At 65.0% G+C, this 22,593-nt stretch carries 19 protein-coding genes and 1 other RNA gene; 11 read left to right on the top strand and 9 right to left on the bottom strand.

From position 1 onward, the window contains the following. Window positions 1-41: 41 nt before the first annotated feature. Window positions 42-1,418 carry a TIGR03862 family flavoprotein gene (locus KYG_RS20095; protein WP_085942629.1) on the top strand — a complete coding sequence of 459 codons (1,377 nt, stop codon included), beginning with the start codon at window positions 42-44 and terminating at the stop codon, window positions 1,416-1,418. 117 nt (window positions 1,419-1,535) lie between these two features. On the opposite strand, the gene ffs is transcribed toward KYG_RS20095, so the two are convergent. Further along, window positions 1,536-1,632: signal recognition particle sRNA small type (ffs, locus tag KYG_RS24065), an RNA gene on the bottom strand. Window positions 1,633-1,730: 98 nt separating this feature from the next. Here ffs and dnaX point away from each other — a divergent pair. The 6 genes from dnaX to KYG_RS24070 all read left to right on the top strand — a co-directional run bounded on the left by dnaX (window position 1,731) and on the right by KYG_RS24070 (window position 7,176). Continuing rightward, entirely contained in the window at window positions 1,731-3,734 is a 2,004-nt protein-coding gene (gene dnaX / locus KYG_RS20100) for a DNA polymerase III subunit gamma/tau (protein ID WP_008906765.1), read from the top strand. A gap of 230 nt (window positions 3,735-3,964) precedes the next feature. After that, on the top strand, window positions 3,965-4,297 hold the full coding sequence (locus KYG_RS20105; RefSeq protein WP_008906766.1) for a YbaB/EbfC family nucleoid-associated protein: 333 nt from the start codon (window positions 3,965-3,967) through the stop codon (window positions 4,295-4,297). 245 nt (window positions 4,298-4,542) lie between these two features. Then, window positions 4,543-5,133 (top strand): recombination mediator RecR, encoded by a 591-nt coding sequence (gene recR / locus KYG_RS20110; protein WP_008906767.1) that lies wholly within the window; start codon window positions 4,543-4,545, stop codon window positions 5,131-5,133. A 103-nt stretch (window positions 5,134-5,236) separates the two neighbouring features. Then, the gene (locus KYG_RS20115) at window positions 5,237-5,662 is read left to right on the top strand and encodes an MAPEG family protein (RefSeq protein ID WP_008906768.1); all 426 of its coding nucleotides are present in this window, start codon (window positions 5,237-5,239) and stop codon (window positions 5,660-5,662) included. Window positions 5,663-5,777: 115 nt separating this feature from the next. Further along, window positions 5,778-6,833: an ABC transporter substrate-binding protein gene (locus KYG_RS20120; RefSeq protein ID WP_008906769.1), complete on the top strand. Its 1,056-nt coding sequence runs from the start codon at window positions 5,778-5,780 to the stop codon at window positions 6,831-6,833. A gap of 190 nt (window positions 6,834-7,023) precedes the next feature. Beyond that, window positions 7,024-7,176 carry a DUF3096 domain-containing protein gene (locus KYG_RS24070; RefSeq protein ID WP_008906770.1) on the top strand — a complete coding sequence of 51 codons (153 nt, stop codon included), beginning with the start codon at window positions 7,024-7,026 and terminating at the stop codon, window positions 7,174-7,176. A gap of 9 nt (window positions 7,177-7,185) precedes the next feature. Here the strand turns inward: KYG_RS24070 and KYG_RS20125 are convergent, their stop codons facing one another. Together KYG_RS20125 and gloB are read right to left on the bottom strand one after the other, a co-directional pair. Continuing rightward, the gene (locus tag KYG_RS20125; RefSeq protein WP_008906771.1) at window positions 7,186-8,703 is read right to left on the bottom strand and encodes a transglycosylase SLT domain-containing protein; all 1,518 of its coding nucleotides are present in this window, start codon (window positions 8,701-8,703) and stop codon (window positions 7,186-7,188) included. Further along, complete coding sequence (gloB, locus tag KYG_RS20130; protein WP_008906772.1) at window positions 8,700-9,476, bottom strand: hydroxyacylglutathione hydrolase; 777 nt, start codon at window positions 9,474-9,476, stop codon at window positions 8,700-8,702. Before gloB ends, KYG_RS20125 begins: the two co-directional genes overlap by 4 nt. On the opposite strand from gloB, the gene KYG_RS20135 reads away from it, so the two are divergent. The 4 genes from KYG_RS20135 (at window position 9,475) to KYG_RS20150 (ending at window position 15,480) form a co-directional block, all read left to right on the top strand. Then, window positions 9,475-10,326: a class I SAM-dependent methyltransferase gene (locus tag KYG_RS20135; RefSeq protein ID WP_050813903.1), complete on the top strand. Its 852-nt coding sequence runs from the start codon at window positions 9,475-9,477 to the stop codon at window positions 10,324-10,326. The genes gloB and KYG_RS20135 overlap by 2 nt on opposite strands. An 8-nt stretch (window positions 10,327-10,334) precedes the next feature. Then, window positions 10,335-10,784, top strand: coding sequence for a ribonuclease HI (gene rnhA, locus KYG_RS20140; protein ID WP_008906774.1), 450 nt, complete (start codon window positions 10,335-10,337; stop codon window positions 10,782-10,784). A gap of 199 nt (window positions 10,785-10,983) precedes the next feature. Then, complete coding sequence (locus KYG_RS20145) at window positions 10,984-12,297, top strand: efflux RND transporter periplasmic adaptor subunit (protein ID WP_008906775.1); 1,314 nt, start codon at window positions 10,984-10,986, stop codon at window positions 12,295-12,297. A gap of 21 nt (window positions 12,298-12,318) precedes the next feature. Beyond that, on the top strand, window positions 12,319-15,480 hold the full coding sequence (locus KYG_RS20150) for an efflux RND transporter permease subunit (protein ID WP_008906776.1): 3,162 nt from the start codon (window positions 12,319-12,321) through the stop codon (window positions 15,478-15,480). A 428-nt stretch (window positions 15,481-15,908) separates the two neighbouring features. Here KYG_RS20150 and KYG_RS20155 read toward each other — a convergent pair whose 3' ends face one another. The 6 genes from KYG_RS20155 to KYG_RS20180 all read right to left on the bottom strand — a co-directional run bounded on the left by KYG_RS20155 (window position 15,909) and on the right by KYG_RS20180 (window position 22,508). Beyond that, a complete protein-coding gene (locus KYG_RS20155) occupies window positions 15,909-17,864 on the bottom strand; it encodes a DUF262 domain-containing protein (RefSeq protein ID WP_008906777.1) in 1,956 nt (651 codons plus the stop codon). Between the two features lie 407 nt (window positions 17,865-18,271). Further along, window positions 18,272-18,598: a thioredoxin family protein gene (locus KYG_RS20160; protein ID WP_008906778.1), complete on the bottom strand. Its 327-nt coding sequence runs from the start codon at window positions 18,596-18,598 to the stop codon at window positions 18,272-18,274. Between the two features lie 94 nt (window positions 18,599-18,692). Continuing rightward, window positions 18,693-20,048 carry a gephyrin-like molybdotransferase Glp gene (gene glp / locus KYG_RS20165; protein ID WP_008906779.1) on the bottom strand — a complete coding sequence of 452 codons (1,356 nt, stop codon included), beginning with the start codon at window positions 20,046-20,048 and terminating at the stop codon, window positions 18,693-18,695. Between the two features lie 57 nt (window positions 20,049-20,105). After that, window positions 20,106-20,744, bottom strand: a complete 639-nt coding sequence (gene mobA / locus KYG_RS20170; RefSeq protein WP_008906780.1) for a molybdenum cofactor guanylyltransferase MobA — start codon at window positions 20,742-20,744, stop codon at window positions 20,106-20,108. 154 nt (window positions 20,745-20,898) lie between these two features. Continuing rightward, window positions 20,899-22,035: a GTP 3',8-cyclase MoaA gene (gene moaA / locus KYG_RS20175; protein WP_008906781.1), complete on the bottom strand. Its 1,137-nt coding sequence runs from the start codon at window positions 22,033-22,035 to the stop codon at window positions 20,899-20,901. Window positions 22,036-22,088: 53 nt separating this feature from the next. Next, window positions 22,089-22,508 carry a BLUF domain-containing protein gene (locus tag KYG_RS20180; protein WP_008906782.1) on the bottom strand — a complete coding sequence of 140 codons (420 nt, stop codon included), beginning with the start codon at window positions 22,506-22,508 and terminating at the stop codon, window positions 22,089-22,091. Window positions 22,509-22,593 lie beyond the last annotated feature (85 nt).

The following is a 22,593-nucleotide window of genomic DNA, read 5'->3' on the forward strand; positions in this document are numbered from 1 at the left end:
TCCAACCCGCGCAACGCCCCCACTTTTAGCAAGGTTCTCCCGTGTCTCACACCCTTTCTCCTTCCGATTCACCCGTCGCACCAGCCCTCTCTGCGGGGACTTTGCGGTGCGATGTGGCCATCGTCGGCGGTGGCCCGGCGGGCCTGATGGCGGCCGAGGTGCTGGCCCAGGCGGGGGTGGCCGTTCATCTGTTTGACGCCATGCCTTCGGTGGGGCGCAAATTTCTGCTGGCGGGCAAGGGCGGGCTCAACCTCACACATTCCGAGCCCCATGCTCCGTTTGTCAGCCGCTATGCAGAGCGCCAGCCTCAGCTGGAACCTTTGCTGCAGGAATTTGGCGGGCCCGAGGTCCGGGCCTGGGCGCAAGGCCTGGGTGTAGAGACCTTCGTGGGCACCTCCGGCCGCGTGTTCCCCGCCGACATGAAGGCCGCGCCCCTGCTGCGCGCCTGGTTGCAGCGCCTGCGCGGGCAGGGCGTGGTGTTCCACATGCGACACCGCTGGCTGGGCTGGTCGGACGACGGTGCCCTGCGTTTTGCAGCCCCTGCGGGCGAGGTGCCAGTGGCCGCCAAGTCGGTGGTGTTGGCGCTGGGCGGCGGCAGCTGGGCACGCCTGGGGTCGGATGGTGCCTGGGTGCCGCTGCTGGCGCAGCGCGGTGTGGCCGTGGCGCCGCTGCGGCCCTCCAACTGTGGTTTTGACGTGCTGCGCGCCGATGCGCCGGCGGGTGAGACGCGCCGCGCGTTCTTGCAGGAGCTGATCGGCCGCACCCCCGTTCCCGCTGTGGGCTGGACGCCCCATTTTGTCGAGCGTTTTGCAGGCCAGCCCTTCAAGACGGTGGCGCTGGCTTTCACCGACAGCCAGGGCCGCACATTCAGCCGCAGGGGTGAATTCGTGGCCACAGCGACGGGCGTCGAGGGCAGCCTGGTCTACGCCGCGTCGCACCTGCTGCGCGATGAGATCGAGGCCCACGGCCATGCCACTTTTCATCTGGATTTGCTGCCCGACCACACGCCGGAACGCGTGCTGGTGGAAGTGCGCCATCCACGCGGATCACGTTCATTGTCCAGCCACCTCAAGAGCCGTCTGGGGCTCGATGGCATCAAGGCGGGCATCCTGTATGAACACCTGGGCAAGGACGGCATGAACGACCCGGTGGCTCTGGCGCACGCCATCAAGGCACTGCCCATCACGGTCGTGGCCACACGGCCCATCGACGAAGCCATCAGCACCGCCGGTGGTGTGGCTTTTGAGGCGCTGGACACGCACCTCATGGCCCATGCCTTACCGGGCGTGTTCTGTGCGGGCGAAATGCTCGATTGGGAGGCGCCCACCGGGGGCTATCTGCTCACGGCCAGCTTGGCCAGTGGCCGTGTGGCGGGGTTGGGCGCGCTGCACTGGCTGCGCCAAGCAGCCGGAGCTTGAGCTCGCTGAACGAAAGGGGCTTGCGCCTGGGGCGAAGGGCCTGGCCTTGCCAGGCAAGGGGACATCGCGAAGGATGTCGCCGCTGGGAGGGGGCTGCGCGACAGCGCAAAAAAAGAAGTTGACGAGCCTTACCCCCGGCACTGACTCCACAGTTAGGGCTGCTTGGTTCCCCACCTGACCCGGTTGGCCGCTTCACCATGCGAGGAGGCCCGTCACCGTCGATTGTACGACGGATGCGGATGCACTTTTCTGAACAGCCCCGCTGCCGTGGGCGCTGGAAGGACACTCGGCACAGCCCGTAGAATCTGCCGGATGTCCTACCTCGTGCTCGCCCGCAAGTACCGCCCCCGCAATTTCACCGAAATGGTGGGGCAGGAGCATGTGGTGCAGGCCCTCACCAATGCGCTCAACACACAGCGCCTGCACCATGCCTACCTGTTCACAGGCACGCGGGGTGTGGGCAAGACGACGGTGTCGCGCATTCTGGCCAAATCGCTCAACTGCCAGGGGCCCGACGGTCAGGGCGGCATCACCGCCACACCCTGCGGCGGGTGCTCGGCGTGCACGGACATCGATAGTGGCCGCTTTCCCGATTACACCGAGCTCGATGCCGCATCCAATCGGGGTGTGGACGAAGTGCAGAGCCTGCTGGAGCAGGCGGTCTACAAGCCAGTGCAGGGCCGCTTCAAGGTCTTCATGATTGACGAAGTGCACATGCTCACGAACACGGCGTTCAACGCCATGCTCAAGACGCTGGAAGAGCCTCCCGAGTACCTCAAGTTTGTGCTGGCCACAACCGACCCGCAGAAGGTGCCGGTGACCGTGCTGAGCCGCTGTCTGCAGTTCAACCTGCGCCCGATGGCGCCCGAAACCGTGCTCTCGCACCTCACGCAGGTGCTGGCATCGGAAAACGTATCGTCCGAGCCCCAGGCCCTGCGCCTGCTCTCGCGCGCGGCGCGTGGCTCCATGCGCGATGCGCTCTCGCTCACCGACCAGGCCATCGCTTTTGGCAGCGGCCAGTTGCAGGAAGCCGCCGTGCGCCAGATGCTGGGCGCGGTGGACCGCTCCTACGTGTTCCGCCTCATCGGCGCGTTGGCCGAGGGCGATGGCAAGACCGTGGTGGAAACCTCGGACACGCTGCGTCTCAATGGCCTGTCGGCCGCCTCTACGCTCGAAGAAATGAGCGCCGTGCTGCAGTGCATGGCGGTGTTCCAGGCCGTGCCCCAGATGGCAGGCACCGTGGATGCCGACGACCCCGAGGCCGCAGAAACGGCCCGCCTTGCCGCGCTGATGCCTGCCGACGAAACCCAGCTGCTCTACAGCCTGTGCCTGCATGGGCGCGGTGAACTGGGCCTGGCGCCCGATGAGTACGCGGCACTGACCATGGTGCTGCTGCGCTTGCTGGCGTTCAAGCCTGTAAGCGGTGTTGGCGGCGTTGGCGAATCGGCTGAAAAAAAAACTCTGACGCGGGCTGAAGCGGCGTCTTCCAGCCCAGCAGTTGCGGTTTGTGCCGCTCCCGCAGCGGCTGCCTTGGCGGTACCAGCGCCCGTGGCGCGAACGGCGCCGACGCCCGCGCCTGTTCCCCAGGCGCCACCGGCGGTGCCTCCCGCAGCGCCTGCAACAGGTGCCGCGCCAGCATTGCCCCCGGAGATTTCTGCAGAACCCGGCGAATCCGTGGACTCTTCGGAACCACCACCCTGGCCAGGTTCTGAAGAGCCGGGTGCCGCATCACCTGCAAACTCCGCCGCCACGGCACTGCCGGTGCGTACGCCCGAGAGATTTGGACAAAATCAGCGTCCAGCGCAACCTCAGCAAGCGCAGGGCGCTCCTGAATATGTAGCAATCCCGGTGCGTGAATCGCCCGAACCAGGGGAGCGTCTGCAACCGCTGCCGCTTTCTGCCCCCACGCCCGTCTCTGCGCGCTACACGCCCACCGAGGAGGGCGATGTCTGGCATGCCACCGTGCAGCAGATGGTGGCGGCAGAATCGATTACCGCCCTGGTGCGCGAGCTGGCCCTGCAATCGCAGCTGGTGGCGCGCGACGGTGGCCACTGGCTGTTGCGCGTGGAGCGTGAGTCGCTGAACCAGCCTACTGCACGCGAGCGCCTGCGCGCCGCGCTGGAGGCTGCGGGCCACGCCACCCAGATCAGTGTGGAGGTGGGCCACGTCATTGACAGCCCCGCCCGCCGCAATGCCGCTGCCGCTGCCGAGCGCCAGCGCCGTGCTGAGGAGATTGTGAACAACGACCCCTATGTGCAGTCGCTGGTGCGCGACCTTGGCGCGAGAATCGTGCCGGGCAGCATCAAGCCTGCGTGAGATGAAGCGCCCCCTGAGTCGCCTGCGGCGCCTTCCCCCTCTCTCGCTTCGCGGGAGGGGGACGCACTCGGTGGCCTGGCAAAGCCAGCTCCACGAGTGCACCGGATTGGCGTGAGCCAGTTTCGACGGCCGCTGACATTGCACAGCACAATACCGTGCATCTCGGATACCGAATCTCTCTCCCTTCGTGGGAATCGATCAACCAGAAAGAAAGCAAAGGAAATCACACCATGTTCAACAAAGGACAACTTGCTGGCCTCATGAAGCAGGCCCAGGCGATGCAGGACAACCTCAAGAAGGCCCAGGACGAACTGGCCTTCATCGAAGTGGAGGGTGAATCGGGCGCGGGCCTGGTGAAGGTGGTGATGACCTGCAAACACGACGTCAAGCGCATCACCATCGACCCGAGCCTGCTGGCCGAAGACAAGGACATGCTGGAAGATCTGGTTGCGGCGGCGTTCAATGCTGCGGTGCGCAAGGCGGAAGAGACTTCGGCGGAGAAGATGGGCAAGCTGACCCAAGGCATGCCAGGCCTCCCCGGCGGCATGAAATTCCCTTTCTAAGGGTTGGCTACTGCGCGCCAGCCATGCGTCGTTGGGCGGTGCTCGCAATCCTCACGTACTAGGCAAGTACGTTCCGGTTGCTGTGCTCCGTCCGCCTAGCCTGGCAGGCGCTCGCTACGCCCTTGAGGGCGGGGTGTGAAAGCCTTCGTGAGAGTTTGCTTAATGCCCCAACCACCGTTCGGGCTGAGCCTGTCGAAGCTTGGCACCGCTCTTGTCTGGCCGCTCATCCGCATCGCCTGCTTACCATGTCCACCACCAACTCCCTCGACGTTCTGATCCAGGCGCTGCGCCGCTTGCCGGGGGTGGGGGTGAAGTCTGCGCAGCGCATGGCGTTTCATCTGCTGCAGCATGACCGCGAAGGGGCGCTGGCCCTGTCGCGGGCGCTCTCGGAGGCGGTGGGCACGGTGCACCACTGTGCGCGTTGCCACACGTTCACCGAGGCCGAGGTGTGCAGCACCTGTCTCGATCCTGAGCGCGATGCCACGCGGCTGTGTGTGGTGGAGACGCCGGCCGACCAGGCGGCGCTGGAGCGTACGGGCGCGTTCAAGGGTCTGTACTTCGTGCTGATGGGCCGCTTGAGCCCGCTCGATGGCATCGGGCCCAAGGAAATCGGGATCCAGAAGCTCATGGACCGCGCCACGGACGGTACGGTGCAGGAGGTCATTCTGGCCACCAATTTCAATGCTGAAGGCGAGGCCACCGCCCATGTAATCAGCGAGGCTCTCAGGAGCCGGGGGGTGCATGTCACCCGGCTGGCGCGCGGTGTGCCCGTGGGCAGCGAGCTCGAGTACGTGGACCTGGGCACGATTGCGCATGCGCTGGTGGACCGGCGGTAGCCAGCGGGCTCGCACAATCGGGCTCCGCCGCAGCTAGAATACTCACAATTTAATAGCTGCTGGCGCTTGACTATCAAGCGCTGGAGCCCAAAAAGGCTTAAAAATGAATACCACCATGCATGTCGCACGGTTCACAGTGGCTTACTGGTGCGTGCTGATCGCGGCCCTTTTGCCCATCGGTTGCGCCTGGCTGGCCAAGAGCGGCAGCTTTGGCAAGTCGCTCAAGGACGGCGGGTACGACAACCATGATCCCCGCGCATGGATGGCGCGGCAGGCCGACTGGCGCGCCCGTGCCAATGCCGCGCAGGCCAACAGTTTCGAGGCTTTGCCGTTTTTCATCGGTGCGGTCATCATTGCGCACCTGCTGGGTGCAGGGCAGACGCTGCTGGACATGCTGGCGCTGCTGTACGTGATGCTTCGCATCTTCTACATCCTGATGTATGTCTCCGACATGCCGACCGTGCGCAGCGCGGTGTGGGCCGCGGCGTTTCTGGTCAACATCGCCATCCTGTTTCTGGGATACCGGTGATCCCGAGGCCGGAGGGCCTGGTACGTAGAAACCCGGTGGGATTCACCCTGATGCGGGATCGCTCGCGTTGCGGCACGATTGTTGCAGTGCAGCATTAGCCCATTCTTCCCAGTTCATGAACCGATCTCCGCTGACCCGTCGCGCCTTTGGTGCCCTTTCCGCCCTGTCGGCGGCAGCGGTGTGCCTGCCCGCCGTGGTGCGCGCGGCACAACCCGAAGTCCCGGCGCTGGGCGCGGTGACCATTGCAGTGGGTGGCCAGGGGGTGCTGTACCACCTCCCTCTGGCACTGGCTGACCAGCTGGGTTACTTCCGGGCAGAGGGCCTGGACGTGCGGGTGCGCGATTTCTCTGCCGGGGCGATGGCGCTGCAGGCCGTACAAGAGGGCACGGCCGATGTCTGTGCCGGGGCGTTCGAGCACACCCTCCGCCAGCAGGTGCGCGGCCAGGCCTATCGTTCGCTGGTGCTGCTCGGGCGTGCCCCGCAGCTGGCGTTGGGGGTGTCGCTCCGCGCGCTGCCGTCTTACAAGGATTTGCCTGATCTGCGCGGGCGGCGCATTGGCGTGTCTTCGGTCGGCTCCTCCACGCACCTGGCGGCCACGCTGCTGCTGGCGCGTGCAGGCATGGGCCCGGGTGACGTGGCGTATGTGGGTGTGGGTTCGGGCGTGGCTGCCATGAACGCGCTGCGCGCAGGTCAGGTCCATGCGCTGTGCCACGCAGATCCGCTCATGACGCTGCTGGAGCAAAAGGCCGACACCCGCATTGCAGGAGACATGCGGTCGCTCAAGACCGCGCAGGACATGTTGGGTGGCGCCATGCCGGCTGGCTGCATCTATGCACCACAGGCCTTTGTGCACAAGCAGCCCGCCCAGGCCCAGGCATTGGCGAACGGTATCGTGCATGCCCTCAAGTGGCTGCAAACGGCTGCCCCTGCGGACCTTGTGAAAGCGGTGCCGCCGGCCTACCTCATGGGAGACCGTGGCCTGTATCTGGCAGCTTTTGGGCGGGTGCGTGAAACCTATTCGACCAACGGCATGATGCCCGATGATGGTGCGGCCACCGCGTTGCGCGCGCTGTCAAGGGCGCACCCCGAACTCGGGGACGCCAGGGTGGACCTGTCGCGCACCTATACCAACGATTTCGTCCGCAAGGCGCGCCAGAAATTCAATGTCTGACGAGGTGGTGCGCCCGGTTCGTCGGGCGGCTGCGTGGCCGATGGCGAGGTGATGGTGATTGGATGGCGGGGTGACGGCTGCCGCCAGCCTGGTGTTCGGGCTGGAACGGGAAGATGGCTTACATTCGTCGGCGTTCGGTGTGCCGTAGCCTCGGTGTACCCGTCATTCACATCTCAAGGATTGCTTCACCATGACCTTCACCCTCAGCATCGGCCCGCTGGTATCCCTGATCGCCGGCATTCTGATTCTTGTGATGCCCCGCCTGCTCAGCACCATTGTGGCGCTGTACCTCATCATCATGGGGATTCTGGGGTTGCTGGGCATGCACTCGCTCAAATTCTGAGCGGCGGCGTCAGCGGCGCTTTTTTGAGGGCGTGCCACCGCGACGCGCAGGTGGTGCTGAACGCTTGGCCGGTGCGGCGCGCGCAACCGTTCCGCGCGCCTGGGTGGCCTGGCGTACCGGCAGGTACATCACCACCTCCTGCCCCAGCTTGAACGCCGCGTTGGCGCGCACATCGTTCCAGTCGGCCACGCTGGCAGCGCTGAGCTTGTAGCGGCGTGCAATGCTGGCAACGGTTTCGCCCTTGCGGGCCCGCACCGTGGTGCGCCGGGTGACGATCTCGGGCGCAAATGCGATCTGCCCGTTGTCCGCCAGCTGCGGCGACACATCCTGGCGCACGGCGGAAGAGCGCGGCACCATGAGTGCGGAGCCCGCCTTGATCAGCATGCGCGGCGGGATGCTGTTGACGCTGCGAAGATCATGCTCGCTCATGCCTGCCCGCTGCGCGGCCTCGGCCACCGTCATGGTGGAGGGCACCGACCACACCGTCCAGCTGGCGTACTGGCCTTCCCTGCGCGCCTCCAGATTGCGCTGGAACACCTTGGCATTGTCCCAGGGCAGCAGGATCTGCGGCGTGCCGGCAGCCAGAATGACCGGCCGGTGGAAGGAAGGGTTCAGGGCGCGGAAATCTTCCTGGCGTATGCCTGCCAGCGTGGCCACCAGGGCCACGTCAATGTCGTGGGTGATGTCCACCGTCTGGAAGTAGGGGTGGTTCTCGATCAGCGGCAGCTCGGTGCGAAAGGCTTCGGGGTTGGCCACAATGTTCTTGACGGCCTGCAGCTTGGGCACATACATGCGCGTCTCGGCCGGCATGCTCAGGTCCGTGTAGCTGGTGCCCAGCCCCTGCTTCTGGTTGCGGGCAATGGCCCGGCCCACACTGCCTTCGCCCCAGTTGTAGGCGGCCAGCGCCAGGTGCCAATCGCCAAACATGCCATGGAGCTTTTGCAGGTAGTCGAGTGCAGCGCGCGTGGATGCCAGCACGTCGCGGCGGTCGTCGCGGAACGCGTTCTGCTTGAGGTCGAAATAACTGCCCGTGGCGGGCATGAACTGCCACATGCCCGCCGCCTTGGCGTGGGACACGGCCTGCGGGTTGAACGCACTTTCGATGTAGGGCAGCAGCGCCAGCTCGGTGGGCATGCCGCGCCGCTCCAGTTCTTCGACGATGTGGAACAGGTATTTGCTGGAGCGCTCGGTCATGCGTTGCATGTAGTCGGGGCGTGTGGCGTACCACTGCTCGCGGTCCTGCACCAGCTCGTGCTGCAGGTCCGGCATCGCAAAGCCGCGCCGGATACGGTCCCAGAGGTCGGCAGGGGTGGAGAGCGACGCCACTTCGCCGCTGGCAGCCTGCGCAGCCGTGATGGGCCGGAGCGGGCCGTTGGGGATGACAGGGGTATGTGGCGCTGCGGCCGGCGTGCCGGTGGGTGGTGAGGCGGGGGTGGTACCCGCCGCGCTGTCCTGCGAGGGCCCGGTGGTGGCGCAGCCTGTGAGCCAGAGCGTGCAGGCCAGGCAGGCGATGTACAGAATTTTCATCGGAACTCGTTTTTCCATTGACGCAGGGCGGCCAGTACCGCCACGGCATCGTCTTTGTTCACCTGCGCGTCGTGGCTGTGGGCGGCAAGGGCCACCGCAGGCTGACGCACGCGCAGGAAGGGGTTGATGTCACGCTCGAGCGCCATGCGCGAGGGCAGCGTGGGCTGGTCTTTGGACCGCAGTGCCTCGCAATGGCTGCTGTAGTGGAGCAATGCCGCATTGCCGGGTTCCACCACCCGCGCAAATTTCAGGTTGGAGAGCGTGTACTCGTGGGTGCAGCATACCCGCGTGTTGCCGGGCAAAGCGGCCAGCGCGTCCAGGGAGTCCAGCATCTGGGCAGGGGTGCCTTCAAAAAGCCGACCACAGCCCCCCGAAAAAAGCGTGTCGCCGCAGAACAGCAGAGGCTCCCCGTCGATGTCGGGGCAGTAGTAGGCAATGTGGCCAGCGGTATGGCCAGGCACATCAATGACTGCGAACCGAAGTCCCATGGTTTCCACGGCATCACCGTGCGCCAGGCGGTGCAGCGGCTCGGGGATTTTTTCGCGTGCGGGGCCGTAGACCACGGCGCCGGTGGCGCTGCGCAGGGCATCCACACCGCCGACATGATCGGCATGGTGGTGCGTGACTAGAATGGCCTTCAACTGCACGCCAAGGTGCTGCAGGGCCTGCAGCACAGGCGCGGAATCTCCCGGGTCCACAACGATCGCCTGGCGGCCGTCGTGCAGCATCCAGATGTAGTTGTCGGTAAAGGCGGGTAGCGGCAGCAAGTTCATGAGCGATCAAATTATAGGTTTGCACCACTGGTTCGATTCCCCGCCGGGCCGCTACCTGCTCGCCTGGGAGCAGGCGCGTTTCGATGAAGCGGTGGCGGATATCTTTGGCTACCACAGCCTGCAGCTTGGAATGCCGCTGCTCGATGGCCTGCGGGCCAACCGCATGCCCCACCAATGGCTGGGCCTGGGGCAGGAGGCAGTGCACGGTTCCATCGCCTTTGTGGAGAACGGGGCTGGCGATGACGCTCTGCAGCGCCGCCCGGTGAATCTGCTGGCAGAGCCCGTGGCCCTGCCGTTCGCTGCAGCGAGCCTGGACCTGCTTGTACTGCCCCATACCCTGGAGCTGAGCATCGACCCCCACGCGGCCCTGCGCGAAGTGGAGCGCGTGCTGGTGCCCGAGGGCCGGGTCGTCATCAGCGGCCTGAATCCCACCAGCCTCTGGGGGCTGCGCCAGTGGCGTGCGCGCATGGTCCAGCGCGTGAGCGGGGGCAAGGGAACCTTGTACCTGCCGGACGTGGGCGAGTTCATTGGTTACCGGCGCCTGCGAGACTGGCTCAGGCTTTTGAGTTTCGAGGTCGAATCGGCCCGGTTTGGCTGCTATCGTCCCGCGGTGCGCAGCACGCAGTGGCTGGAACGTTTTGGCTTCATGGACCCATGGGGCGAGCGCTGGTGGCCTATTCTGGGAGCCGCATATTTTCTGGTGGCAGTGAAACGGGTGCACGGCATGCGGCTGCTGGAGCCTGCATGGCGGTCGGGCCGGCAGCGGTCTGCGGCGACGGTGCCCGTAGCCAACCGCGTGGCTCCTGCGCAGATTTCCAGGGCGGCCACAGGTACTGACAAAAATAGATAGGACATAGTTTGAACCAGGTAGAGATATATACAGATGGCGCCTGCAAGGGCAACCCCGGCCCGGGAGGATGGGGCGCTTGGTTGCGCTCTGGGTCGACGGAGAAAGAGCTGTTTGGCGGCGAGCTGGGCACCACCAACAACCGCATGGAGCTGATGGCCGTGATCGAAGCGCTGTCAGCGCTGAAGCGGCCTTGCGCGGTGACGCTGTACCTTGACAGCGAGTACGTGCGCAAGGGCATCACCGAGTGGATTCACGGCTGGAAGGCCAAGGGCTGGCGCACGGCCTCGCGGCAGCCGGTCAAGAACGTGGAGCTGTGGCAGCGGCTGGACGCGCTGGTCAGCACGGGTGGCCATCGCATTGAATGGCGATGGGTTAAAGGCCATTCCGGCGATCCTGGCAACGAGCGCGCCGATGCCTTGGCCAACCGGGGGGTTGAAAAGGCCCAGGGGCGCGCGTAGGGCTGCGCTCACCGCTGCCACGGAGCATGTGCGTTGCTTCAACAGGCCCCTCGGGGCTTTTTTTGTGCCCGGGGCATGTAAAGCCTGCGTAAATCTTCCGCGATTGTCCTTGGGGTCATGTTCGGGTTTGCTGCGGCGCAAGACACGCACTGATACATTGTTCGGTCGTGCTTCTCCCATCACCCGCTTTCACTGATCCATGGCGTCCAAGAACAAATACATCGTTTTCGCGGTCATCGGCATCGCTGCCGCTTCTGGTGCCGCGTGGTGGCTCCAGCGGCCTGAGCAGCGCACCGAGGCCGCCGTCGCAGGCAATGCGCCCGCAAATGGTGCGGCCAGGGCGGGTGGGGCGGGCCGCCCCGTGGCGGTGGAGGCCGTGGCCGTGCGCCAGATGGCCCTGCGCGATGATGCCGAGGCCGTGGGCAGCCTGCGGTCGCGCCAGAGTGTGGTTTTGCGCCCCGAGGTGAGTGGGCGCATCACGGCGCTGAACTTCCGCGATGGCGAGCGTGTGCGGCGCGGCCAGGTGCTGGTGCAGTTTGACGACCAGTTGCCCCGCGCGCAGGTCCAGCAAAGCCAGGCCGAACTGTCCATTGCCCAGGCCAACCACAAGCGCAATGAGGAGCTGGTGGCCCAGGGCTTCATCAGCCAGCGTTCGGTGGATGAAAGTGCCGCCAACCTGCAGGTGGCGCGTGCCAAGCTGTCGCTCGCGCAGGCTACCGCCTCGCGCCTGAAGATCGTGGCGCCGTTTGATGGCATTGCCGGCATCAGGGGCGTGAACGTGGGCGACTACCTCAAGGACGGCGCGGACATCGTCAATGTCGAAGACCTGGACGCGGTGTACGTCGATTTCCGCCTGCCCGAGCGGCTGCAGGGCAAGGTCCGCACCGGCCAGAGCGCCCAGGTGGCTTTTGACGCCTTGCCCGGCGTGCGCTACAGCGCCGTGGTGCAGGCCATCAACCCCCAGATCGATGCCGACGGCCGTTCCGTGGCGGTGCGCGGTTGCATTGACAACCGGCGCCTGCAGCTGCGCCCTGGCATGTTCGCGCGCGTCACGGCGGTGTTTTCAGAGCGCAGTGATGCCCGCGTGATTCCTGAAGAGGCCATCGTGCCGGATGGCGCCAGCCCTTACGTGCTCAAGATCGTCGATGGCAAAGAGCCCGGCACGCGCATCACACAGCGCACGCCGGTCACGCTGGGCACCCGGGTTCCTGGGCTGGTGGAAGTGGTGGAAGGCCTGGCTGTAGGTGACTTGGTGGTGACTGCGGGGCAGCAACGTGTGCAGCGGGATGGCACGGCTGTGCGGGTGGTGGAGCTGGGCAGCCCGGCCCCGCAAGGCGCTGCCTCCAGCGCCCCCAATGGCGCGGCATCGGTGCCCGACGTGCCTGCGCCCCTCGGGCGTAGCAAGGTGGCCTCGGCGCCGGCATCGTCCGTGGCCGAGATCGCACCGCTGCCGGGCCCCAATCCGTGCGGTCCGGCCGGCAAGGCGCCGGCATCGCAGCGCCAGCCAGCATGATGAACACGTTTCAGGACAGCCATGCAACTCGCTGAAATTTCGATCCGCCGGCCCGTTTTTGCGACCGTGCTGTCGCTGCTCGTCCTGCTCATCGGCGCCGTGAGCTTCACGGGTTTGTCGGTTCGCGAATACCCCAAGATCGATGAGCCCGTGGTCACGGTCAGCGTGCGCTACGCGGGTGCGTCGGCCGAGGTGATCGAATCGCAGGTCACCAAGCCGCTGGAGGACTCCATCGCGGGTATCGACGCCGTGGACGTCATCACCTCGATCAGCCGCGCCGAGCAAAGCCAGATCAGCGTGCGCTTTCGCCTTGAAAAGGATGCCGACAACGCTGCCGCCGAGGTGCGCGACCGCACGGCGCGCGTGCGCAACCGCCTGCCCGACGCGGTGGACGAGCCCGTCATCGCCAAGGTGGAGGCCGACGCCTCGCCCGTGATGTGGCTGGCCTTCAGCAGCGAGACCCGCAGCCCGCTGGAGATCAACGACCTCGTCAACCGCATCGTCAAGCCCCGCCTGCAGACCGTGACGGGCGTGGCCGACGTGCCGATTTATGGCGAACGCAAGTACGCCATGCGCGTGTGGCTTGACCCGGAGCGCCTGGCGGCCTATCGCCTGACCACGCAGGACGTGGAAGACGCCATCCGCCGCAACAACCTGGAGCTGCCCGCCGGGCGCATCGAGTCCGAGCAGCGCGAGTTCAGCGTCACCTCGCAGACCGATCTGAGCACGCCTGCACAGTTCTCGAATGTGGTGATTCGCACCGTCAACGGATTTCCGGTGCGCCTGAAAGACGTGGCCCGCGTGGAAGAGGGGCCTGCCAGCGACCGCAGCCGCGTGCGGCTCAACGGCCGCGATGCCATTTCGGTGGGGGTGATCCGCCAGGCCACAGCCAACCCGCTGGACTTGTCCAAAGGTGTGCGCGAGATGCTGCCCACGCTGCAGGCCGACCTGCCGCCCGACATCGGCATCGACATTGCCAACGACAACTCGCTCTTCATCGACCGCTCGATCAAGAGCGTGTACACCACCATCGCCGAGGCCGTGGTACTGGTGGCCCTGGTGATCTTTGTGTTCCTGCGCACCTTCCGCGCGTCCATCATTCCCATCATCACCATCCCGGTCAGCCTGGTGGGCAGCTTTGCGCTGATGTCACTGGCGGGGTTTTCGATCAACACCCTCACGCTGCTGGCACTGGTGCTGGCCATCGGCCTGGTGGTGGACGATGCCATCGTGATGCTGGAAAACATCTACCGCCACATCGAGGAAGGGCTCGACCCGTTCTCGGCCGCCATCAAGGGCGCGCGCGAGATCGGCTTTGCCATCGTGGCCATGACGCTGACCCTGGTGGCGGTGTATGCGCCGCTGGCCTTCACGCCGGGGCGCACGGGGCGGCTGTTCATGGAGTTTGCGCTGGCGCTGGCCGGGGCGGTGGTGGTATCCGGCTTTGTGGCGCTAACGTTGTCGCCCATGATGTGTTCGCTGCTGCTCAAGCACAACCCCAAGCCGAACTGGTTTGACCGCTCGATGGAGCGCTGGCTCACCAATCTGTCAGATGCCTACGGGCGGCTACTGCGCTGGCTGGTGACGGCGCGCTGGCGCAGCCCCGGTGGCGAGCGCGCAGGCGTGCGCGGCATGATCTTTCAAGCGCGCTGGATTGTGGTGGCGGTGATGGCCTTCAGTGGCGCTGCGCTGGTCCTGGTGTACCCCAGCATCCGGCAGGAGCTGTCTCCGCTCGAAGACCGGGGCACCATTCTGGCCAGCGTCACAGCGCCCGACGGGGCCACCCTGGACTACACCAACCGCTATGCGCTGGAGCTGGAGAAAATCGGCCGCGACTACCCCGAGTTCGACCGGGTGTTCGCCAACATCGGCAACCCCACGGTGGCGCAGGGCAGCGTGATCTACCGCACCGTGGACTGGGAGCAGCGCGACCGCACCACGCTGGAACTCGCCCGCGAATTGCAACCCAAGGTCTCCAGCCTGCCGGGGGTCAACGCCTTTCTCATCACCCCGCCGTCGCTGGGCCAGGGCTTTCGCTCACGGCCGCTCACGTATGTGATCCAGACATCGGACAGCTACGAGAACCTGAGCCAGGTGGCCACGGCATTTCTTGCCGAGATGGCACGCAACCCTGGCATTGTCGGGCCCGACGTGGACCTGCGCCTGAACAAGCCCGAGCTGCGCATCGAGGTCAACCGTGAGCGCGCCGCCGACCTGGGCGTGGGCGTGGACGTGGTCGCCAAGGCGATTGAAACCATGCTGGGCGGCCGCACCGTGACACGCTACAAGCGCGACGCCGAACAGTACGACGTGATCGTGCAGACCGCCGCCAGTGGCCGCAGCACGCCCGAGAACATCGACTCCATCTACGTGCGGGGGCGCAACGACGCGATGATCCCGCTGTCCAGCCTGGTCAACGTGCGCGAAAGCGTGAGCCCCCGCGAGCTCAACCATTTCGGGCAGCGCCGCTCGGCCACCATCACCGCCAACCTTTCGCCCGACTATTCGCTGGGCGAGGCGCTCAACTTCATGGACACCACCGCCGCCAAGGTGCTCAAGCCGGGCTACACCACCGACCTGAACGGCATCTCGCGCGAATTCAAGAGCTCGCAGGGCGCACTGGGCATCGTGTTTGTGCTGGCGCTGGTGTTCATCTTCCTGGTGCTGGCCGCCCAGTTCGAGAGCTTCATCGATCCGCTGGTCATCATGGTGTCGGTGCCCATGTCCATGATTGGCGCGCTGCTGGCGCTCAAATGGAGCGGAGGCTCGATCAACGTGTATTCGCAGATCGGGCTGATCACGCTGGTGGGGCTGATCACCAAGCACGGCATCCTGATCGTGGAGTTCACCAACCAGCTGCGCGAGCAGGGCATGGAGATGGTGGATGCGCTCGTCAAGGCCTCGGCCCAGCGCCTGCGCCCCATTCTGATGACCACGGGCGCCATGGTGCTGGGCGCCATCCCGCTGGCACTGGCCTCCGGCGCGGGCGCCGAAACGCGCATGCAGATTGGCTGGGTGATCGTGGGCGGCATGTCGCTGGGCACGCTGCTCACCATTTTTGTCGTGCCCACCATGTACACGCTGTTTGCGCGCAAGGTGGTGCCGGGGGCGAATACGGCGGTGGCGGCGGATGAGCCGGCGCATCCGTTGCATCCGCATGGGCATGATTACGTGGCCAAGTAGGTAGGTAGAAGGTTAAGAAAGGCCCGACTGGGCCCTCATCTGCTCGAAGACTGCTTCGGGCCCGGTGCTGTCATTCGCCATCGCGGGTTTGCCTGCCGGAGAGCAGTCGGTCATCTGGCGGGGATCGATATGCGTGCATTCGACCCAGTGCTGTCCTGGGCGTCGGGGAAAGAGCCTCACTGGAGACGAGCAACGCCTGCTCTCGCCCTGCGCTAAGTAAGTCGAGCAGATTGCTACGCATAGCCTTTCAGCGTCGGATCAGGTCTATGCGCGCCAATATTTATGCTTATCGGCCTTCGGCTTGGGCGGCAAATCACCCCAAGCCTCACGGCCACGAATGAACATGACGCGCATCGAGAAGCCATTTATGACGTCCACCGAATCGGGGCGGCAGGTGTAGAGCGCCCCGGTCACGCTGAACTGGCTGTTTATTCGGATTCAGTAAGTTCAAGACCACTGTCGTGGGCAATGGCCAGGGAGAGCTCTTCGCCCTCGTCGTCGGCAATGGTGCTTGCCGGTGTGGCGTTCTTGGTTACGCTGACAACCAAGTCAAGAAGCAGCTTTTGGCGTGCGTTCATGAAACCGATGAAGTCATCGGCGTATAGCTCAGGCACTGGTATGCAGTGCGTTTGGAGATATGTAGAAAGCGTGCCTTTGGCGATGGGCGGCTCCACGATCTGCCCCCCGGGGCCAAGCTTGCCAGCTTCCAATTTTCTCAGATAGATAGAGGGTGCCACGCCGCCAATGATGCGGTTGGTGCGGTAGCCGAGCGGCGTCTTGTTGATGACGGAGTCGTATATGCTCGGCGGGATCTTTGGGGTTTGCTTGCCGCACCAATCTTGCGGAAAGATGTGATGGATATCGACGTCTTCGTCGAAAAAAACCGTTTGATCGAAGGCTTGGCCACTTCTGAAGTCGATGGCTCCTTGTCGCAGCAGCAATGCTTGCAAGCCCTTGTATGCCGCAGAGAGACGGGTGCGCATGGTAAGCAAGCGGTCAGGGCGCAAGACGCCGTCTATCACAGTCGATGGAGTTGGCCCCCCATCCAGCCAAGCCGGGACCTCAACGATGTCTTTTGCGAAGCGGCTCTCAACGGCTGAGCCATACAGCTCGCCAAACACACCGCACCAGTACCAACGAGCGATCTTTTCGTTGTTGGTGGTGTGGTCAGCCTTGTCGCCGATTTCGGCAAAGATTGCGGCCAGCGGCACCAGCTGCGTTTGGTACGGCAGGTCTTTGATGCGGTGAATTTGCTGTTGGCGCAAAAACCTGGCGGCGCGTTCAAAGCCTTGGTGCACTGCGTCGCAGTGCTTTTTATAGGCCGCCAGCGGTAGGTCCAGTAATGACTGCCGAGTGGCACGAACCGCCGGCCAGTCGTTTTCCGTCTTGGTGGGGTCAGCCATTGCCGCTTGGCGCACTTCCTTGGTGTGCAACAACGCAATGGCTTGCAAGAAGTCGGTCGCGGCGACATTGGCCAGCACCCCCTGCACTTGGCTGGCAGCTCGGCCGTAGGCAGCGAGCCGCTTCTGTGTGCCGAGCTTGCGGTCGGGGTCTTCGGATTTCTCCTCACCCAGCCAGTCGTCGCGCAGCTTGTGGCCTTGGGCCGCGTACATGGCGGTCAACAGTTCAAAGGCATCCAATGCTTTGCCGCCAGTGTTTACTTTCTCGAATACAAGGCAAACGGCTTCATGCGAGGTGTCTGCGCCGAGGGCGATGACAGGGACTTGGTACTCAGTGAAGTTCTTGAGCACGTCGTTCTGGAATCGGAAAAAGAGGCCGATCTTGTCCTCCCCCTTCGCGTTCCAGTATTTCCAAAACCCCTGCATCCACTCGTCCGTGCTGAAGACTTGATTCAGCGGGAACATCAGGTGCTCGTACTCTAGGGCCGACGAGGACAGGTCAAGCACGATGTCCTTGTCGAAATTCGCCTTCAGCATGCGGTCCTCGGGCATCGCGAAAATCGCAGACTCGCGGTCAGCCTCGTTAACAAGCGCTTTTGTGATGTCGATGTAAAACCAACGTTTGACCAGCCGCTTCTTAGCAGTGATGGTGGCTACAACCTGACGGCGCATGCAACTTTGATACAGCGATGTCATGCGCTGCTGTCCATCGAGCAACAGCTGCTCGGGCTTGATATTCGGACCAACTAAAGCGCCCTCGATGGGGCGATAGGCGAAGACCACTCTCGTGTCGATCTTTGACTTGAGCGACATCAGCGCGCCCATCGGGAAGCCGCGAGAGACAGACGCTATCAGGCTCATGATGCGCTCTTCTTCCCACACCCAACTGCGTTGGAAATCGGGAAGCTGCAACTTGCCGTCTTCGCAGTTCTTGAGCAGGGTCTGGAGCAACACCGGATTGGTGTCGAACGTCGTTTTTGCCATGTGTCGGTTTCTCCCTAGGTCTGGTACTTTGCGAAGCCTAATCCGCGTCATCTTCAGGAATTGACGGGCCGCTTTGTATCTCGACCAATTATGTCGGACGCCATGCGCGGCGAGATCGCTGTGCTCTATGCGTGTGCAGAGCATCTGGACTCGGCCTTGCGAACCGACCTGCGCCAACCGGTTCGGGTGCGGCGGACGTCTGCGGCAGCGCAGCGAGCTGCGCTGCGGCCCCGGCTGCCTGGATGTCCAGGACCCTGAAGTGCCCCGAGACCTGTCGTTCACGAACGGCAGGTGATGGCCATATCTCGGACACGGATCAGCGCATCCCGTCGCCGATCAACGCTCAGCCCCGGCTTTCGCAGTTTAAAGTTCGGTGGGGCGAGATCTCCCCTCGAAATCCACCCGACTCAGCCCGCGACAGCACGCACCGCGTCCTGCACTTCCTGACCGCCCTGCGGCCGCATCAGCCGCGCCACTTCCTTCCCATCTTTCAAAAACACCAGCGTGGGCCAGAGCTTCACGCCAAAGCTGCGGCCCAGGCGCTGGCCGGGGCCGTCTTCCACCTTGACGTGCGCGATGTCTGCGCGGTTCTTCAATGCCTGCTCGATGAGCGGCTGGGCGCGCTGGCAATGGCCGCACCAGGGCGTGCCAAATTCGACCACGGTGGCGCCGGGCAGTTTGTCCACGTCATCGCGGGACGGGGGTTGGGCAAGGTGTTGTGCGGCGTAGGGCATGGTGTGAAACGCGGGTGTGTGAGTGGGGCGAAAAGCTGCATTCAGCTTATCCCGGTATCAGAGTGCGTGGCCCGGCTTGCGGCGCATCGCCGTGTCAGATCACGCCGTCAAACACCATCACATCCACGGCGTCGCCCACCGCCACATTGCCTTGCCCATGGTGCAGCACGATGAGCCCGTTGGCCTGCACCATGGAGCTGAGCACGCCCGAGCCCTGGTTGCCCGTGGTGCAGACCTGCAGCGTGCCGTCCGGCGCGGTGGTGACCAGGCCGCGCTGGTATTCGGTGCGGCCGGGCTTCTTGCGCATCGCTTCGGTGCTGATGGCGCGCAGCAGCGGCGGGGCGGTGTGTGTGCTGCCCATCATGCGCAGCAGGGCGGGCCGCACGAAGGCGAGAAAGGTCACCATCACCGCCACGGGGTTGCCGGGCAGCCCGAACAGCACGGCGCCGTGCTCAGTTTGTAAGCTATTTTTTTGATAGCTGCTTGCGCTTGATGGATAAGCGCTAGCGGCCAATTTTGCTTGATTTTCGGCGGCGGCAATGCGCCCCACGGCCATGGGGCGGCCGGGCCGCATGGCGATGCGCCAGAAGGCCACGTCGCCCAGCTTCTTCATCATGGTGCGGGTGTGATCGGCCTCGCCCACACTCACGCCGCCGCTGGTGATGATGGCGTCGGCCTGTGCTGCGGCCTGCCGGAAGGCAGCTTCGAGCAGCGCGGGTTCGTCGCGCACCACGCCCATGTCAATCACCTCCACGCCCAGGCGGGTGAGCAGGCCAAATACGGTGTAGCGGTTGCTGTCGTACACGGCGCCTTCGCGCGGGGGCTCGCCCAGGCTCAGGATCTCGTCGCCGGTGGAAAAGTAGGCCACGCGCAGGCGGCGGAACACCGTCACCGTGGGCAGGCCCAGGCTGGCCACCAGGCCCAGGGCAGCGGGCGTCAGCAGCGCGCCACGGGCCAGCGCCACACTACCCTCCATCAGGTCTTCACCCTTGAATCGGCGGTTGTCGCCGGTCTTGAGCACATCGGCCGCGATGGTGATGCGGCCGTCGGCAGCGGCCGTGGTGAACTCCTGCGGCACCACGGTGTCGAGCCCTGCGGGCATGATGGCGCCGGTCATGATCTTCACGCATTCACCCGCCGCGACGGTGCCCACCCAGGCCTTGCCCGCCAGCGCCGTGCCCACCACGTGCAGCGCGAGAGGCTGGCCCGCAACAAGCTGCGCGCCCGCAAACGCATAGCCGTCCATGGCCGAGTTGTCGTGCGGGGGCACGCTGATGGGCGAGACCACATCCTGCGCCAGCACGCGGCCCAGGGCGTTGAAGAGGGGCAGGGATTCGGTGGCGGTGACGGGCTCGACCAGCCGTTCCAGGAACGCATTGACATCGGCGGCGCTCAGGGCCTGCGGGTCGTAGCCTTGCAGCTCGGCGGCAATCTGGGCAATGGTTTTCATGGCAATCCAAGTGGGGGCGGCAGGTGGCGCAGGCACGCGGGTGCGCGGCGCCTGGCGTCAGGGCGAGGGCGTGCCGGCGCTTTCCAGCGCGTGCAGCTCGGCCAGCGTGTTGGCGTTGAAAAAGGCCTTGGGGTCATCGCCGGGCTGGTCAAAAGGCACGATGGCGCAGCGGTGCTGGCCTGTCCACGCGTCGATCTTGCGGCCACCGGCCTGGGTGAAAGCGACCAGGCTTTCGAGCAGGTCCACGCGCAGCAGGCAGAACACTGGCTGGGTTCGCACGGTGTTGTGGCCCGTGCCATCGTCCTCGGGGGCGGCAGCCATGGCGATGTCGGCGCCCTCGGCATCTGCCGCAGCGGCCAGGCGCGCGGCGAGGTCCAGCGGGAACAGCGGGGTATCGCACGGCACCGTCAGCAGCCAGGGCGTCTCGCAACGCTCCAGCCCGGTGAGGAAGCCGGCCAGCGGCCCCGCGTAGTCAGCCAGTACATCCGGCCACACGGGCGCGCCAAAGGCCTCGTAGGCGGCCAGGTTGCGGTTGGCGTTGACCATCACACTGCCGGTCTGCATCTGTAGCCGCATCAGCGTGTGAAGCGCCAGCGGCAGGCCGCGAAAGTTCTGCAGGCCTTTATCGACCCCGCCCATGCGGGAGCCGCGGCCTCCGGCCAGGACCAGGCCGGTGATGTCTTGGGTGTCAATCATGTTTTGAAAGGTGAGTGCTCATGCAGTAAGCGCCGCCCAGGCCCGGGCAGCCGGGCAAGGGCCGCCCCACAGCGAGGGCTGTGTTCCCCTTCCCGCGCGCAGCGCGAGAGGAGGGGGAAGGCGCTGAAGGCGACTGAGGGGGAGGTGTCACGTGCTATCCGCCGATGTAACTCATTTCCACACGGCGGGCGCCTTGGGATGTATCGGCAGGCAGGCTGCTGCGCAGCTCCGAATAGCGGTCAGTGCGCTGCTGCCAGATGGGGGCGATGGCCGAGGCAATGGCCTCGTCGCTGGCGCCGCCGCGCAGCAGGGTGCGCAGGTCGTAGCCGTCGGACGCAAACAGGCACAGGTAGAGCTTGCCTTCGGTGGACAGGCGGGCGCGGTTGCAGTCGTGGCAGAAGGCCTGGGTCACGCTGCTGATCACGCCCACCTCGCCCAGGGCGGGGTCATGCTGGCCCTGGGCATTGGTGTAGCCCCAGCGCTCGGCAGTTTCGCCGGGGCTGCTCGGATCCAGCTGTACCAGCGGCAGCTCGGCGCGCAGGCGCTCAATCAGTTCGGCCGAGGGCAGCACTTCGTCCATGCGCCAGCCGTTGGTGGCGCCCACGTCCATGTATTCGATGAAGCGCAGCGTGGTGCCCGTGCCGCGAAAGTGGCGCGCCATGGGCAAGATCTCGTGGTCGTTGGTGCCGCGCTTGACCACCATGTTGACCTTGATGTGCGACAGGCCCGCAGCGTGCGCGGCCTCGATGCCCGCCAGCACATCCGCCACCGGAAAGTCCACATCGTTCATGCGGCGAAAGACCGTGTCGTCCAGGCCGTCCAGGCTCACGGTCACGCGGTTCAGGCCGGCGTCTTTCAGCGCTTTGGCCTTGCGCGCCAGCAGGGATCCGTTGGTGGTGAGCGTGAGGTCGGGCGCCAGCCCGTCCACCGTGCGCAGCCGGGCCAGTTGGGCGACGAGGTCTTCGAGGTTCTTGCGCAGTAGGGGCTCGCCGCCGGTCAGGCGTATCTTGCGCACGCCATGCGCCAGAAAGAGCCGCGCCAGCCGCGTGATCTCTTCAAAGCTCAGCAGGGCGCTGTGCGGCAGGTAGGGGTAGTCCTTGTCGAACACTTCCTTGGGCATGCAGTAGTTGCAGCGGAAGTTGCAGCGGTCCGTCACGCTGATGCGCAGGTCGCGCAGCGGGCGGCCCCGGGTGTCGGTGAGCAGGCCTGTGGGCGCTACCAGGCGATCAGGCACCTGGGCCACACGGGCGGCCAGACGTTCATCGACGAGCGGAATGACGCGTTCAGCCATGGGCGGACTCGTAGAGCGGCGGTGCAGAGGGTGGGTGCATGCGCCGCATTTTCTCACTCCAGCCAGCGCACGTTCTGCAGGATTTCGTCAAAGAAGCTGCGCAGCGTCAAGGTGCTCATGCTGAACGGGTCAAACTCGTTACTGCTGGAGTACTTGAGGAACAGCTGGCGGTTGGCATCCACCGACCCCAAAAGTCCCATGGACCAGCTGGCAAACCGCCGGTGCGGGATCTCGCAAAAGTCCAGCACTGCCGTGTCCTTGTGGCGCGAATCCTTGAGAAGCCGGTGGTACAGCGCGTTCACCGCAGTGCGGTCGCCTTCGAGCTGCTGCAGGAAGATGCCATGGTTCAGGCACAGCGCGCCCGTGATGCCCGCGCGGGCGTTGTTACGCTGGGATGCGCCCAGGATGTCCTTGACATCGGCGGGGCCCAGCACGCGCGAGGTGCGGCTCGCGTAGGTAAGTTGTATCAACATGTTTGCCTCCTGAAACGCGGAGTGTGTCAGGTTTGGCCCCCCGTGGCCGGTGGGCGCGGCAATGCCCCTTGGCGGGCGACGGGCG

The sequence above is a fragment of the Acidovorax sp. NO-1 genome (genome assembly GCF_000238595.1).
Taxonomy (GTDB): domain Bacteria; phylum Pseudomonadota; class Gammaproteobacteria; order Burkholderiales; family Burkholderiaceae_C; genus Acidovorax.

Excerpts from the sequence above, each read along its gene's own strand:
- dnaX (WP_008906765.1), top strand. The coding sequence starts at position 1,731 with ATGTCCTACCTCGTGCTCGCCCGCAAGTACCGCCCCCGCAATTTCACC.
- KYG_RS20105 (WP_008906766.1), top strand. The coding sequence starts at position 3,965 with ATGTTCAACAAAGGACAACTTGCTGGCCTCATGAAGCAGGCCCAGGCG.
- recR (WP_008906767.1), top strand. The coding sequence starts at position 4,543 with ATGTCCACCACCAACTCCCTCGACGTTCTGATCCAGGCGCTGCGCCGC.
- KYG_RS20115 (WP_008906768.1), top strand. The coding sequence starts at position 5,237 with ATGAATACCACCATGCATGTCGCACGGTTCACAGTGGCTTACTGGTGC.
- KYG_RS20120 (WP_008906769.1), top strand. The coding sequence starts at position 5,778 with ATGAACCGATCTCCGCTGACCCGTCGCGCCTTTGGTGCCCTTTCCGCC.
- KYG_RS24070 (WP_008906770.1), top strand. The coding sequence starts at position 7,024 with ATGACCTTCACCCTCAGCATCGGCCCGCTGGTATCCCTGATCGCCGGC.
- KYG_RS20125 (WP_008906771.1), bottom strand. The coding sequence starts at position 8,703 with ATGAAAATTCTGTACATCGCCTGCCTGGCCTGCACGCTCTGGCTCACA.
- KYG_RS20135 (WP_050813903.1), top strand. The coding sequence starts at position 9,475 with ATGAGCGATCAAATTATAGGTTTGCACCACTGGTTCGATTCCCCGCCG.
- gloB (WP_008906772.1), bottom strand. The coding sequence starts at position 9,476 with ATGAACTTGCTGCCGCTACCCGCCTTTACCGACAACTACATCTGGATG.
- KYG_RS20145 (WP_008906775.1), top strand. The coding sequence starts at position 10,984 with ATGGCGTCCAAGAACAAATACATCGTTTTCGCGGTCATCGGCATCGCT.
- KYG_RS20150 (WP_008906776.1), top strand. The coding sequence starts at position 12,319 with ATGCAACTCGCTGAAATTTCGATCCGCCGGCCCGTTTTTGCGACCGTG.
- KYG_RS20155 (WP_008906777.1), bottom strand. The coding sequence starts at position 17,864 with ATGGCAAAAACGACGTTCGACACCAATCCGGTGTTGCTCCAGACCCTG.
- KYG_RS20160 (WP_008906778.1), bottom strand. The coding sequence starts at position 18,598 with ATGCCCTACGCCGCACAACACCTTGCCCAACCCCCGTCCCGCGATGAC.
- glp (WP_008906779.1), bottom strand. The coding sequence starts at position 20,048 with ATGAAAACCATTGCCCAGATTGCCGCCGAGCTGCAAGGCTACGACCCG.
- mobA (WP_008906780.1), bottom strand. The coding sequence starts at position 20,744 with ATGATTGACACCCAAGACATCACCGGCCTGGTCCTGGCCGGAGGCCGC.
- moaA (WP_008906781.1), bottom strand. The coding sequence starts at position 22,035 with ATGGCTGAACGCGTCATTCCGCTCGTCGATGAACGTCTGGCCGCCCGT.
- KYG_RS20180 (WP_008906782.1), bottom strand. The coding sequence starts at position 22,508 with ATGTTGATACAACTTACCTACGCGAGCCGCACCTCGCGCGTGCTGGGC.